The sequence below is a fragment of the Ornithinibacillus xuwenensis genome, from assembly GCF_039614845.1.
GTDB classification, from domain to species: domain Bacteria; phylum Bacillota; class Bacilli; order Bacillales; family Amphibacillaceae; genus Ornithinibacillus; species Ornithinibacillus xuwenensis.
Genome location: NZ_JBDIML010000002.1, coordinates 75,056 through 88,251, shown reverse-complemented (window position 1 = coordinate 88,251; position 13,196 = coordinate 75,056). Strand labels below are relative to the sequence as shown.

Below are 13,196 nucleotides of genomic sequence, written 5' to 3'. Positions count from 1 at the left end.
GATTTTTTTCATGAAATTTATTATTCAACGTGATCAATTAATTGATAGTGTTCAGGATGTAATGAAAGCAATTTCTTCAAGAACAGCAATTCCAATACTAACTGGTATGAAAATTGAAGCGAAACAACATGGTATTACATTGACAGGTAGTGACTCTGATATTTCCATTGAATCCTATATACCTGCAGAGGAAAATGGAATTGTTAATGTGGAAGAGATTGAAGAAGGCAGTATTGTATTACAAGCGAAATACTTCCCGGATATTGTTCGTAAATTACCTGAGAAAACCGTTGAAATCGTTGCAGATGAAAATTTAAAAGTGACGATTCGTTCTGGTAAAGCAGAATTCAATTTAAATGGCCAGGATGCTGAAGAGTATCCACATTTACCAAAACTTCAAACAGATGATAGCTTTGAAATACCAACTGATATTTTAAAAAGTCTTATAAAGCAAACTGTATTCGCTGTATCAACAATGGAGACTAGACCAATTCTAACTGGAGTAAATATTTCACTTGAAGATGGTAAATTAACCTTCACTGCAACAGATAGTCACCGTTTAGCAGCGAGAGAGGTACCTGTTAACACATCAAATGTGAAGTTCTCTAGCATTGTCGTTCCAGGTAAAAGCTTAAATGAGTTGAATAAAATTCTGGATGATACAGAAGAAACGGTTGAAATTAGTGTGACGAGTAATCAAATTTTATTCCGTACCAAGCATCTAAACTTCTTATCTAGAATATTAGATGGCAACTATCCAGAAACTTCTCGATTAATTCCAGAGCAAAGTAAAACGGTATTACATGTAAAAACAAAGGAATTAATAAGCAGTATTGATCGTGCTTCTTTACTTGCACGAGAAGAACGAAACAATGTAGTAAGGTTATCCACAAAAGAAAATAATGAAGTAGAAATTACCAGTAATTCTCCAGAAGTAGGAAGAGTATCAGAGGAATTGACGGTTAAATCCATTGATGGAGAAGAGCTGAAGATATCTTTCAGTTCTAAATACATGTTGGATGCATTAAAGGTAATGGATGTTGAAGAGGTTAAAATTGATTTCACAGGAGCCATGAGACCATTTATCATTCGTCCTGAAAATGACCATTCTATCTTACAATTAATTCTACCTGTTAGAACGTATTAAATTTTAAAAAATGACTTTTACCATCTGTAGAAATGATAAAAGTCATTTTTTATGTCTATAGAAAGCATTTTTAAGTATGTAGAAACGTTTAAAATGCTTTTTTAGTATCTTACCTTTCCTAAAGCTAAAAACTTTAGTAAAATGGTTATTAGAGATAATTATTAAATACACAATGGAAAATTGGTGAGAAATTTGCATACATCCATCGAAATTAGCACGGACTATATTACACTAGGTCAATTTGTTAAGCTTTGCAATATATTGGAATCTGGTGGAATGGTAAAAGCATTTTTACAAGAGCAAGGTGTTCTTGTAAATGGCGAAATGGAACATCGGCGTGGAAGAAAGCTATACCATCATGATGTCGTTGAAATTGAGGGTGCAGGATCTTTTATTGTTGAAAAAAAAGACTAAGTTCCCAAAATGAGGAATTCTAAATGCATATTGAAGAATTAAAATTAAAGAATTACCGCAACTACCAAAATTTGGAAATTCGGTTTGATGATAAGGTCAATGTAATTATAGGTGAAAATGCTCAGGGTAAAACAAATCTTATGGAAGCAATCTATCTTCTTGCATTCACGAAGTCCCATCGAACATCAAAGGAAAAAGAATTAATCCGATGGGATGAGGAATATGCTAAAATAGAAGGTAGGGTTAAAAAGAGAAATCAAACAATTCCACTAGAATTTGTTATATCTACTAAAGGGAAAAAAGCCAAGTTAAATCATTTAGAACAACGAAGATTAAGTGATTACATTGGTAATTTAAATGTTGTGATGTTTGCACCAGAAGATTTAACTTTAGTCAAAGGACCTCCTCAAATACGCAGAAGATTTATTGATATGGAGTTAGGTCAAATACAGCCTCGGTATATCTATCATCTAGGGCAATACCAGAAAGTATTAAAACAACGAAATCATCTACTGAAACAAATGCAGCGAGACCGAACGATAAATCGGGTAATGCTTGGTGTCCTGACCGAGCAATTAGTTGAACATGCCAGTATAATACTAGAACGTCGCTTTGCCTTTTTAGAGCTATTAAGAAAGTGGGCAAAGCCAATTCATCATGGAATTAGTCATGAATTGGAAGAGCTTGAAATCGTGTATTCACCAACGATTGAAGTATTAGAAAGTACAACTAAGGAAAAAATAGAAAGTAATTATCAGGAGAAATTCAAGCAAATAGAAGAAAAAGAGATTGAACGTGGAACGTCTCTAATTGGACCACATCGAGATGATATTCTTTTCTATGTAAATGGTAAGGATGTCCAAACCTATGGTTCTCAAGGTCAACAACGTACAACTGCTTTATCGATAAAGCTCGCTGAAATTGATCTTATCTATAATGAGGTAGGTGAATATCCAATACTTCTACTTGATGATGTGTTAAGTGAATTAGATGATTTTCGACAATCGCATCTTTTAAATACCATCCAAGGAAAAGTTCAAACCTTTGTATCGACTACTAGTGTTGACGGAATTCATCATGAAACATTGGAAAAAGCTGAAATTTTCCGGGTTAAAAACGGAACAGTTACGTACTAAAATCGTTCTGTAAATGACAGAGGTTTTGAAAAATGGTGGGGGAATAAAATTTGTTTATTCATATTGGTAATGGAAATGTTATTCGTTCAAACGATATTGTCTCCATAATCGACTATAGTATCATTTCATCATCTACGATTATGGAGGAAATGATGGCCAATAATCATGAAAAGGTAATTGGACCTGAGATTGATGCAAAATCAGTCGTCATAACGAATGATTTATTATATATAAGCACGCTATCCGTAGCAACGCTAAAAAAGCGGGCAAGCATGATTTCAACAATAAGCAAACTTGATGATTATTCAGACGAGCTCGAAATAGAATAATTCAAGTAGAATGTAGGTGGAATAATGGCAATGGAAGAAAAATTACAATCAGAGCAATCATATAACGCCGATCAGATTCAGGTTCTTGAGGGCTTAGAAGCGGTACGTAAGAGACCAGGTATGTATATTGGATCAACTAGTGAGAAAGGTTTACATCACCTTGTATGGGAAATCGTAGACAACAGTATTGATGAAGCATTAGCTGGGTACTGTGACCATATTCAAGTTATTATCGAAGAAGATAATAGTATTACTGTTATTGATAACGGACGTGGTATTCCTGTTGATATCCAGAAAAAAACAGGGAAGCCTGCAGTAGAAGTTATTATGACTGTATTACATGCCGGAGGTAAATTCGGTGGTGGTGGATATAAAGTATCTGGAGGACTTCATGGAGTTGGTGCATCCGTTGTAAATGCATTATCTACTAATTTGGAAGTTCACGTTCACCGTGATGGAAAAGTTCATTATCTAGCATTTGAACGTGGTGTTCCAGTTGAAGAATTAAAAGTAGTCGGTGAAACAGACCATACCGGTACGACTACTCACTTTAAACCAGATCCTGAAATATTTACGGAAACAACTACTTATGATTTAGAAACACTCGTTCAACGTGTACGAGAACTAGCATTTCTTAATAAAGGTATTCGCATTTCCATTCAAGACAAGCGTACGGATGATGAGCCAATGTCATTCTTCTATGAAGGTGGAATTAGTGAATACGTTGAGTACATCAATCGTAATAAAGAAGTATTACATGAGCCGTTCTATGCTGAGGGTGAAGATCAAGGGATTGCTGTGGAAGTTGCTATTCAATATAATGAAGGATTTTCAAGCAGCATCTATTCCTTTGCCAATAACATCCATACGTATGAAGGTGGTACACATGAATCTGGCTTTAAGACCGGATTAACACGTGTCATTAATGATTATGCCCGCAAAAACAATTTAATTAAAGAAAGTGAAACGAATTTAACTGGAGACGATGTGCGAGAAGGAATTACCTCTATTATCTCCGTTAAACATCCAGATCCACAGTTTGAGGGACAAACCAAAACCAAATTAGGAAATAGTGAAGTCCGTACAATTACAGATTCTATCTTCAGTGAACTGTTTTATAAATTCTTATTAGAGAATCCTTCTGTTGGTAAAATTATTGTTGAGAAGGGCTTAATGGCGTCACGTGCACGAGCAGCTGCAAAGAAAGCCAGAGATTTAACAAGAAGAAAGAGTGCACTTGATATTTCGAACCTTCCGGGTAAGCTGGCGGATTGCTCTTCTAAAAATGCGGAAATCAGTGAATTATATATCGTTGAGGGTGACTCTGCGGGTGGGTCGGCAAAGCAGGGAAGAGATCGTCACTTCCAAGCAATTCTTCCATTACGTGGTAAAATTCTAAACGTTGAAAAAGCACGTTTAGATCGTATTTTATCGAATAACGAAGTACGTTCGATGATAACAGCACTTGGCGCTGGAATTGCAGATGACTTTGATATCTCGAAAGCTCGTTATCATAAAATCGTTATTATGACGGATGCGGATGTCGATGGCGCGCATATCCGTACGTTACTCTTAACATTTTTCTATCGTTTTATGCGTCCATTAATTGAACATGGGTATGTGTATATTGCACAACCACCACTCTATAAAGTTCAACAAGGGAAAGCCGTTCATTATGCTTATAATGATCAAGAGCTAGACAGAATCCTAGGAGAATTACCACAAGCTCCAAAGCCAGGAATTCAACGCTATAAAGGTCTTGGTGAAATGAATGCAGAGCAGCTTTGGGAGACTACTATGGATCCTGAAAATCGTACCTTGCTACAAGTTGAATTAACGGATGCAATGGACGCAGATCATGTATTTGATATGCTAATGGGAGATAAGGTTGAGCCTCGTCGTAACTTTATTGAAGAAAATGCCCGTTATGTTAAAAACTTAGATATTTAATATTCGATAACTGAATTTAAAATAAAACGTGATTTTTTGTTTTCAAGTGCTGGCATGTCTTAACGTCGCTTAAGGCTTGCCTACGCACGTTATTAGGAGGTTTAATCTATGGCGGATCAGGAACGTCGAAGTGTACAAGAAATTAATATAAGCCAGGAAGTTCGTACGTCCTTTCTTGACTATGCAATGAGTGTTATTGTCGCACGTGCTCTACCAGATGTCAGGGACGGAATGAAACCTGTACATCGAAGAATATTATATGCAATGAATGATTTAGGTATGCATTCGGATAAAGCATATAAAAAGTCAGCCCGTATCGTTGGGGAAGTTATCGGTAAATATCACCCACATGGTGACTCCGCAGTGTACGAGGCAATGGTACGTATGGCACAGGACTTTAGCTATCGAAATCCGTTAGTAGATGGTCATGGGAACTTTGGATCAGTGGATGGTGACTCCGCTGCCGCAATGCGTTATACGGAAGCAAGAATGTCAAAAATATCAATGGAATTATTGCGTGATATTAATAAAGATACGATTGACTATCAAGATAACTATGATGGATCAGAGAGAGAGCCAGTAGTTTTTCCAGCAAGATTTCCTAACCTACTAGTGAATGGTGCATCTGGTATTGCGGTTGGTATGGCTACTAATATTCCCCCACATAACCTTGGTGAAACAATTGATGCCGTATTAGCTGTGAGTAAAAATCCAGAAATCTCAATTGATGAGATTATGGAAGAGCATTTACCAGGACCAGACTTCCCTACTGCCGGACAAATTTTAGGCAGAAGCGGAATTAGAAGAGCCTATGAAACTGGTAAGGGGTCTATTACGGTTCGTGCGAAGGTGCAAATTGAAGAGCATGCAAATGGTAAATCAACGATACTTGTAACGGAATTGCCGTATCAGGTAAACAAAGCGAAGCTGATTGAAAAGATTGCAGAGCTAGTTCGTGATAAGCGAATCGAAGGAATTACAGATTTACGTGACGAGTCAGACCGTAATGGTATGCGTATTGTAATGGAGCTACGTCGTGACGTAAATGCAAATGTTTTACTAAACAATCTCTATAAATACACAGCACTACAAACAACATTTGGTGTGAATACATTAGCACTTGTTGATGGTGTGCCAAAAGTATTAAATATTAAACAATGTCTTGAATATTACTTAGAACATCAAAAAGTAATTATTAGACGTCGAACTGCTTTTGATCTCAAGAAAGCAGAAGCACGTGCACATATCTTAGAAGGCTTGCGAATTGCACTAGACCATTTGGATGAAGTGATTGCGTTGATTCGTAATTCCAAAACGGCTGATATTGCAAGAGAAGGTTTAATCGAACGCTTTAAGCTAACCGAAAAACAAGCACAAGCAATTTTAGATATGCGTCTGCAACGTTTAACGGGCTTAGAACGTGAAAAAATTGAAAATGAATATAGCGAGCTTTTAAAACTAATTGAAGAACTAAAAGCAATCCTAGCAGATGATGAAAAAGTATTAGAAATCATCCGTGAGGAATTAACCGAGATTAAGGAAAAGTATGGCGATAAGCGACGTACGGAAATCACGGTTGGTGGTGCAGACTTCTTCGAGGATGAAGACCTTATCCCGGAAGAAAATATTGTTATTACCTTAACCCATCAGGGCTATATAAAACGCCTTCCTTCGTCTACATACCGTACACAAAAACGTGGTGGACGAGGCATCCAAGGTATGGGAACAAATGAAGATGACTTCGTAGAGCATTTAGTATCTACCACAACACATGATACGATTTTATTCTTTACCAATAAAGGTAAGGCTTATAAAGTAAAAGGCTATGAAATTCCAGAATATAGTCGTACGGCTAAAGGAATTCCACTAATTAACCTCTTGCAAATTGAAAAAGGAGAATGGGTAAACGCAGTCATCTCTGTTAATGAGTTTAGTGATGATTGGAATTTCTTCTTTACAACAAGGCAAGGGATTTCCAAACGTACTCAATTATCACAGTTTGCGAATATACGTAAAGGTGGATTAATTGCGTTAGGGTTACGTGAGGATGATGAATTAATTTCAGTACGTTTAACAGATGGTACGAAAGATATTATGATTGCAACGAAGAATGGTTCTCTCATACGCTTCCCTGAAGAACAGGTTCGATTAATGGGTAGAACAGCAGCTGGTGTTCGTGGAATATCCTTACGTGATGACGATGTAGTTGTGTCAATGGAAATTTTAGAGCCAGGATTACAAATCTTACATGTAACGAATAAAGGTATTGGTAAACGTACACCGGAGGATCAGTACCGAATAACAAATCGTGGTGGTAAAGGTATCTTTACGGCTAAGTTAACAGAGGATACTGGCCATGTGGTATCGGTACAAGCGGTAACCGGTGAAGAAGATATTATGCTTATAACAGCAGCTGGTGTACTAATTCGAATTCCTGTAGAAGGAATCTCACAAACCGGAAGAAACACACAAGGGGTTCGTTTGATTCGTTTGCAAGAGGATGAGAGTGTGGCAACAGTAGCAAAAATAGATCATGAAGATGATGAGGAGCTTGATTCTGCTCAAGCTGATGAAGAAATTGATCAATCTATTGAAAATAGCAGCGATGTAGAATCAGAGTAAAAGAGAATGCTTATCTTGAGGTGACTCTAAAAATATCGGTAATCGATTTTTAGAGTCAGCTTACTCATGAAAGGGAGGGGAAGAAATGCGTGTTTCACCATCACAATTAGTCCCTGGTTGTGTCCTTTTACGAGATGTGAAAGGAAAAACGAACAAGCCAATTATCCCACAGAAAACAGTATTAACAGAAAAGCATATCATGATCTTATCCAAGTTTTTAATCGAAGAGGTCGATGTATCTGAAAGGCTTGCAGAAGGAACGGTCTTTAAACCAAAAGGAAAAAAAGAGGAAATCACCAAGACAGATCACAAGATTGAGGATTCTAATCAACCAATCACTAATCGATCATTTGAAGAACATTACTTATATGTGGTAGAGAATTTTAAGAAGCTGTTTAAGGGATGGCAAAATACAGTTCCAATTGATAACTTAGCTGTTCGAAATCTAATCTTACCGCTCATTGATCGTATGGATGATATCGGCTCCGCAGTATATGCATTGCATCAATATGCCGATAAAAAGGATTATTTTTACCATCATTGTGTATCTGTATCGATTTTAAGCGCATATTTGGGTAAAAAGATGGGCTATCAAAAAGGTGAATGGTACCAAATTGCATTAGCTGGATTATTAAGTGATGCTGGTATGGCAAGGCTAGAGGACTTTGCTTTCATAAAAGAGGGTATTCTAACCAAAGAAGAAAAGCTCGAGATTCGGAATCACCCAACCTATTCTTACCGAATGGTCGAAAATATTTCCTCTATTCCTTATACAGTAAAATTAGCGGTATTACAGCATCATGAGCGAATTGATGGTAGTGGATATCCACTAGGTTTATCCCATGAAAAAATACATGGATATGCGAGAATAATTGCTGTCAGTGATATTTATCATGCCATGACGAGTGATCGATATTATCGTAAAAAGCAATCCCCTTTTCAAGTTATTGAGGAGCTTCAAAAAGAGCAGTTTACAAAGCTTGATCCGAGAGTAGTACAGGTTTTTGTTGATTCCATTGCTAAATTCTCCATTGGAACAAGGGTCTCTCTATCCAATGAACAGGTTGGCGAAATTGTGTTTATTGAGCATAAACATCCAACAAGACCAATTGTACGTCTGGATAATGGAGAAATTATTACGCTTAGCAATAATAAAAATCTTTTTATTAATGAAATATTATCTACTTAAGGCCCAGCTAAGCTGGGTCTTTATTTATTTTGATAAAGAAGGTTACCAATTAAAAGTGGTATTTTTGATTGTGTAATGGAAAGAAACGCTTTGATAAGTGGATAATCTAAATCAGGCTTCGCTGTAAGTAAATCTCCCCACCACTCTGCTTCATAGCGTGAAAGCATACTTAGATTATATAGCAATAGATAATGAATCATAATTTCAGATAATGGATAAAAATATTCTCGATCTTTCGGAATATAAATAGATTGATTCGAATGGACAAAAAATGGCCCTTTCACATCCAAAAATGGCTCATTCAACTGAATGGTAATATCGTTTGCGTTACTCTTCATTGTTTCGATGGAAGGTAGATATCCTTCTAAACGCTTCATAAATGCATTCTCTGTTAAGTTTAAGTCATCACAGATCGATTTATGAATGGTAATCGTTGTATCCCCAATCTCTCCAATATGCATCAATGATTCATCTTGTTCAAATTGAAATAATACGATTAATTCGGGAATTAACTTTAATAATGCGTTCATTGTGATTTTTTCAAACGGAATGTTTTTCATCTTAAAAAGATGCTCAGAGAAGTATGGAAACAAACCATTATGCTGAATTTTCACTTCGTCCTCTAAAAAAGTATAATTTTTCTTTTTCCGTTTTCTCGTAGAAACACCATGTGCCAACACCGTTGTAGATTCTGGATAGTTTGGGCGTATGGTTAAAATACTAGCTTTCAACAGATGTGCCATCCCATAAAAAAACATAACAGGTTTAATGACCATATCCAGCTGTTTTCCTGCCTCATAATAGTGCCTACCATGCTCTAAGTAATAAAGAAACACATTACAATTTTCATAGCTCTTCACCTCTGCATCTACCCCATCTATCCGTTTATAACAATTCAATAAGTATTTTTGGGCAGTCTGCTGCGATTGTAAATAAGTATAAAAAGAATCTATGTCATGAAATTGCATTTAAAGTCCTCTTTTCTAAACATCCAAAAAACAATTAATAAATGTTTTACCCAATGAATAAACAGGTAGGAGAGCAGTTGTATTTTATTAGAAAAATTTGAATACATTTACTTTTTATTTCAATAAATAGGTTATTGAAAATATCCTATTGTTCACGTATTCTAGATAACAATAGATTTACCTACTAGCTTTTCCAGAAAGAGAAATGATTATTCTATTACATGTTTTTCCGGCTATTTATAAAAAGAGGAGGATTCATATGAGAGCTGATAAATTTGCAAAAGAAGGGTTAACATTTGATGATGTCTTATTGTTACCAGCAAAGTCGGAAGTATTACCTCGTGAGGTAAGCATCAGTACAGTATTAAGTCCAAACCTTACATTAAATGCACCGATAATTAGTGCTGGAATGGATACTGTTACAGAAGCACCGATGGCTATTGCGATGGCAAGACAAGGTGGTTTGGGAATTATTCACAAAAATATGTCGATAGAAGAGCAGGCAGAGCAAGTTGATCGTGTAAAACGCTCTGAAAGTGGCGTTATTACGAATCCATTCTTCTTAACACCAGAGCATCAAGTATATGATGCAGAGCATTTAATGGGTAAATACAGAATTTCTGGTGTGCCAATTGTTAATAATGAAGCGGAGCAAAAGCTTGTAGGTATTTTAACGAATCGTGATTTGCGTTTTATACAAGATTATTCCATCACTATTTCTGAGGTCATGACAAGTAAGAATTTAGTAACTGCACCAGTGGGTACAACCTTAGATGAGGCTGAAAAAATACTTCAGCAATATAAAATTGAAAAGTTACCATTAGTTGATGAAAATAATGTATTAAAAGGGCTTATAACCATTAAGGATATTGAAAAAGTTATCGAATTTCCAAATGCTGCAAAGGACAAACAAGGAAGACTGCTTGTTGGAGCGGCTGTTGGTGTAACGGGGGATTCATTAAAACGAATTGAATCCTTAGTACATGCTGGTGTGGATGTTATTGTAATTGATACAGCGCATGGCCATTCACAAGGTGTATTAGATCAAGTGAAGCATGTCCGTGAGGCATATCCTGCGTTAGATATTATTGCCGGTAATGTTGCAACTAAAGAAGCAACAAAGGCATTAATTGAAGCAGGTGCAACCATCGTAAAAGTGGGAATTGGACCAGGTTCAATTTGTACAACAAGGGTGGTTGCTGGTGTTGGTGTTCCACAAATAACAGCTGTATATGATTGTGCAGTAGCGGCTGCTGAATATGGCGTTCCGGTCATTGCAGATGGTGGAATTAAGTATTCTGGCGATATTGCCAAGGCTATCGCAGCTGGTGCACATGCGGTTATGTTAGGTAGTCTATTTGCTGGTGTATCGGAAAGCCCTGGGGAGACGGAAATTTATCAGGGTCGACGTTATAAAGTATATCGAGGAATGGGTTCAGTTGGTGCCATGAAAGCAGGCTCAAAGGATCGGTATTTCCAGGATGCAGAGGATACTAAAAAGCTAGTTCCAGAAGGTATCGAAGGAAGAGTAGCCTATAAGGGTCCACTAGTTGATACCGTACATCAATTACTTGGTGGTTTACGTTCAGGTATGGGATATTGTGGTACGCCAACGATTGAATCCCTTCGTACAGAGGCACAATTTGTTCGGATTACCAATGCAGGCCTAAGAGAGAGCCATCCACATGATGTCCAAATTACAAAAGAGGCTCCGAATTATTCAATAAAAGGTTAAATTATGAAAATAGATGGGCAATATTGCCCGTCTATTTTTTTAGCTGATTTTATGATAAAATACTAGAGGTGTACAACCAGTATAGATAAAATAAGTTTACTAGCATAAGGTGGAGGTAAAAACAGTGAAACAGATCTATTCAAAACTATTTATTTTGTTACTTGCTGTATTAGTAACGACAACAACGTTTATCACACAACCATTGACTACACATGCAGCAGGGTTGGAATTAGATGCTGAATCAGCTATTCTAGTTGATGCGCAGACAGGGAAAGTTTTATATGCAAAGGACCCTGATATCGCACTTCCACCAGCGAGCATGACAAAGATGATGACAGAGTATCTTGTCTTGGAAGCAATAGAAGAAGGGAACATTACTTGGGAAACAAAGACCCAAATTAATGACTACCCATACAGTATTTCTGCAAACAAAGAATTCTCAGGAATTGGTTTAACGCAGGATAAACAATATACTGTCAAGGAACTATATGAAGCAATGGCCATTTTCTCTGACAATGGAACAACGATTGCTTTAGCAGAATTAATTGCTGGTTCTGAAGGTGAATTTGTTAAATTAATGAATCAAAAAGCTGATGAAATGGGACTTCCAGATGCTACGTTTGTAAACAGTACAGGACTAGAAAATAGTTCACTTGGTGATAATTATCCAGAAGGTACGGATCCGGATGGAAGCAACTTATTATCAGCAAGATCATTAGCTTTACTAGCATACAATTTAGTAAATGATTTTCCTCATGCGTTAGATATTTCTAGTCGTATTGAAGATGATTTTGAAGGATATACGGTTGAAAACCTTAACTGGATGCTACCACATGAAGCATCCTATCTAAAGCAGTATTACTATGAAGGAATTGACGGTCTAAAAACTGGTTATACTGGTCTCGCTGGTTATACATTTACTGGTACTGCAGAACGTGATGGTAGAAGATTAATTTCGGTTGTTATGCGTACAGAAAGTAAAGAAGCACGTTTTGAACAAACTGCTATCCTGATGGACTATGGATTTAATCAATTTGAAACGAAAGAGCTTTTCCCTGCTGGTTATCAACTAGAGGATCAAAAAACACTTCCAGTAGCTAAAGGGAAAGAGGATACAGTTGAAATCTCAATTAGTGAAGGATTTACTGTTCCAATTGCAAAAGGTGAAGAGGAACAATATAGTATTGCATACAAAATTGATAAAGATTTGCTAAATGAAGATGGCGAGTTAGTTGCACCAATTAAAAAAGGTGAAAAAATTGGAACCGCTGAATTAGTTTACAACGGGGAAGATAACTTTGGGTATATCTTCAATGCAGAACATCTCAATGTTGATATCGTTGCAGACGAGTCTGTTGAAAAATCCAATTGGTTTATGCTTGCGTTAGGAGCAATTGGTGATTTCTTCAGTGGAATCTTCTCATCGATTGTTGATACAGTTAAAGGCTGGTTCTCTTAATAACTATTTTTAGAAGATAACTTGCATCGAACGAAAAAATTAGCTATGATATACAATAATTAAAGTGAAATGTCATGATAGGAAATAGTAACAATAACCCTTTCTTAAAGAGAGTCGATGGTTGGTGTGAATCGATGAAAGCTTATTGTGAATCCATCCTTGAACTGGTTTATGGAATATAAGCTAACCCTTATTAGTAAGTAAACCCGGTAGTGTACCGTTAACACATGTTGAGCCGGAAGAGGTA

10 protein-coding genes and 1 other annotated feature (1 of these 11 cut by a window edge) are annotated in these 13,196 nt (G+C 36.6%); of the genes, 9 read left to right on the top strand and 1 reads right to left on the bottom strand.

The annotated features are described in order from the left end of the window. Positions 1-10 precede the first annotated feature (10 nt). The 7 genes from dnaN (at position 11) to ABC228_RS06235 (ending at position 8,787) form a co-directional block, all read left to right on the top strand. Positions 11-1,147: a DNA polymerase III subunit beta gene (gene dnaN / locus ABC228_RS06265; protein ID WP_345824253.1), complete on the top strand. Its 1,137-nt coding sequence runs from the start codon at positions 11-13 to the stop codon at positions 1,145-1,147. Between the two features lie 192 nt (positions 1,148-1,339). Continuing rightward, complete coding sequence (gene yaaA, locus ABC228_RS06260) at positions 1,340-1,561, top strand: S4 domain-containing protein YaaA (RefSeq protein WP_345824252.1); 222 nt, start codon at positions 1,340-1,342, stop codon at positions 1,559-1,561. Between the two features lie 23 nt (positions 1,562-1,584). Beyond that, the gene (gene recF / locus ABC228_RS06255) at positions 1,585-2,697 is read left to right on the top strand and encodes a DNA replication/repair protein RecF (RefSeq protein WP_345824251.1); all 1,113 of its coding nucleotides are present in this window, start codon (positions 1,585-1,587) and stop codon (positions 2,695-2,697) included. Positions 2,698-2,747: 50 nt separating this feature from the next. Continuing rightward, positions 2,748-3,026 (top strand): extracellular matrix regulator RemB, encoded by a 279-nt coding sequence (remB, locus tag ABC228_RS06250; RefSeq protein WP_345824250.1) that lies wholly within the window; start codon positions 2,748-2,750, stop codon positions 3,024-3,026. 30 nt (positions 3,027-3,056) lie between these two features. After that, positions 3,057-4,976 carry a DNA topoisomerase (ATP-hydrolyzing) subunit B gene (gene gyrB / locus ABC228_RS06245; RefSeq protein WP_345824249.1) on the top strand — a complete coding sequence of 640 codons (1,920 nt, stop codon included), beginning with the start codon at positions 3,057-3,059 and terminating at the stop codon, positions 4,974-4,976. A gap of 108 nt (positions 4,977-5,084) precedes the next feature. Next, entirely contained in the window at positions 5,085-7,598 is a 2,514-nt protein-coding gene (gene gyrA / locus ABC228_RS06240) for a DNA gyrase subunit A (protein ID WP_345824248.1), read from the top strand. A gap of 85 nt (positions 7,599-7,683) precedes the next feature. Further along, positions 7,684-8,787, top strand: coding sequence for an HD-GYP domain-containing protein (locus ABC228_RS06235; protein ID WP_345824247.1), 1,104 nt, complete (start codon positions 7,684-7,686; stop codon positions 8,785-8,787). 20 nt (positions 8,788-8,807) lie between these two features. Here ABC228_RS06235 and ABC228_RS06230 read toward each other — a convergent pair whose 3' ends face one another. After that, on the bottom strand, positions 8,808-9,755 hold the full coding sequence (locus ABC228_RS06230) for a YaaC family protein (RefSeq protein ID WP_345824246.1): 948 nt from the start codon (positions 9,753-9,755) through the stop codon (positions 8,808-8,810). A 259-nt stretch (positions 9,756-10,014) separates the two neighbouring features. On the opposite strand from ABC228_RS06230, the gene guaB reads away from it, so the two are divergent. Further along, the gene (gene guaB / locus ABC228_RS06225) at positions 10,015-11,490 is read left to right on the top strand and encodes an IMP dehydrogenase (RefSeq protein ID WP_345824245.1); all 1,476 of its coding nucleotides are present in this window, start codon (positions 10,015-10,017) and stop codon (positions 11,488-11,490) included. Between the two features lie 124 nt (positions 11,491-11,614). After that, complete coding sequence (locus tag ABC228_RS06220) at positions 11,615-12,949, top strand: D-alanyl-D-alanine carboxypeptidase family protein (RefSeq protein WP_345824244.1); 1,335 nt, start codon at positions 11,615-11,617, stop codon at positions 12,947-12,949. Positions 12,950-13,014: 65 nt separating this feature from the next. After that, positions 13,015-13,196 (top strand) — a binding site (T-box leader) (it continues 49 nt past the right edge of the window).

Coding starts and splice junctions, on each gene's coding strand:
- dnaN (WP_345824253.1), top strand. CDS start 11: ATGAAATTTATTATTCAACGTGATCAATTAATTGATAGTGTTCAGGAT.
- gyrA (WP_345824248.1), top strand. CDS start 5,085: ATGGCGGATCAGGAACGTCGAAGTGTACAAGAAATTAATATAAGCCAG.
- gyrB (WP_345824249.1), top strand. CDS start 3,057: ATGGAAGAAAAATTACAATCAGAGCAATCATATAACGCCGATCAGATT.
- guaB (WP_345824245.1), top strand. CDS start 10,015: ATGAGAGCTGATAAATTTGCAAAAGAAGGGTTAACATTTGATGATGTC.
- ABC228_RS06235 (WP_345824247.1), top strand. CDS start 7,684: ATGCGTGTTTCACCATCACAATTAGTCCCTGGTTGTGTCCTTTTACGA.
- ABC228_RS06230 (WP_345824246.1), bottom strand. CDS start 9,755: ATGCAATTTCATGACATAGATTCTTTTTATACTTATTTACAATCGCAG.
- recF (WP_345824251.1), top strand. CDS start 1,585: ATGCATATTGAAGAATTAAAATTAAAGAATTACCGCAACTACCAAAAT.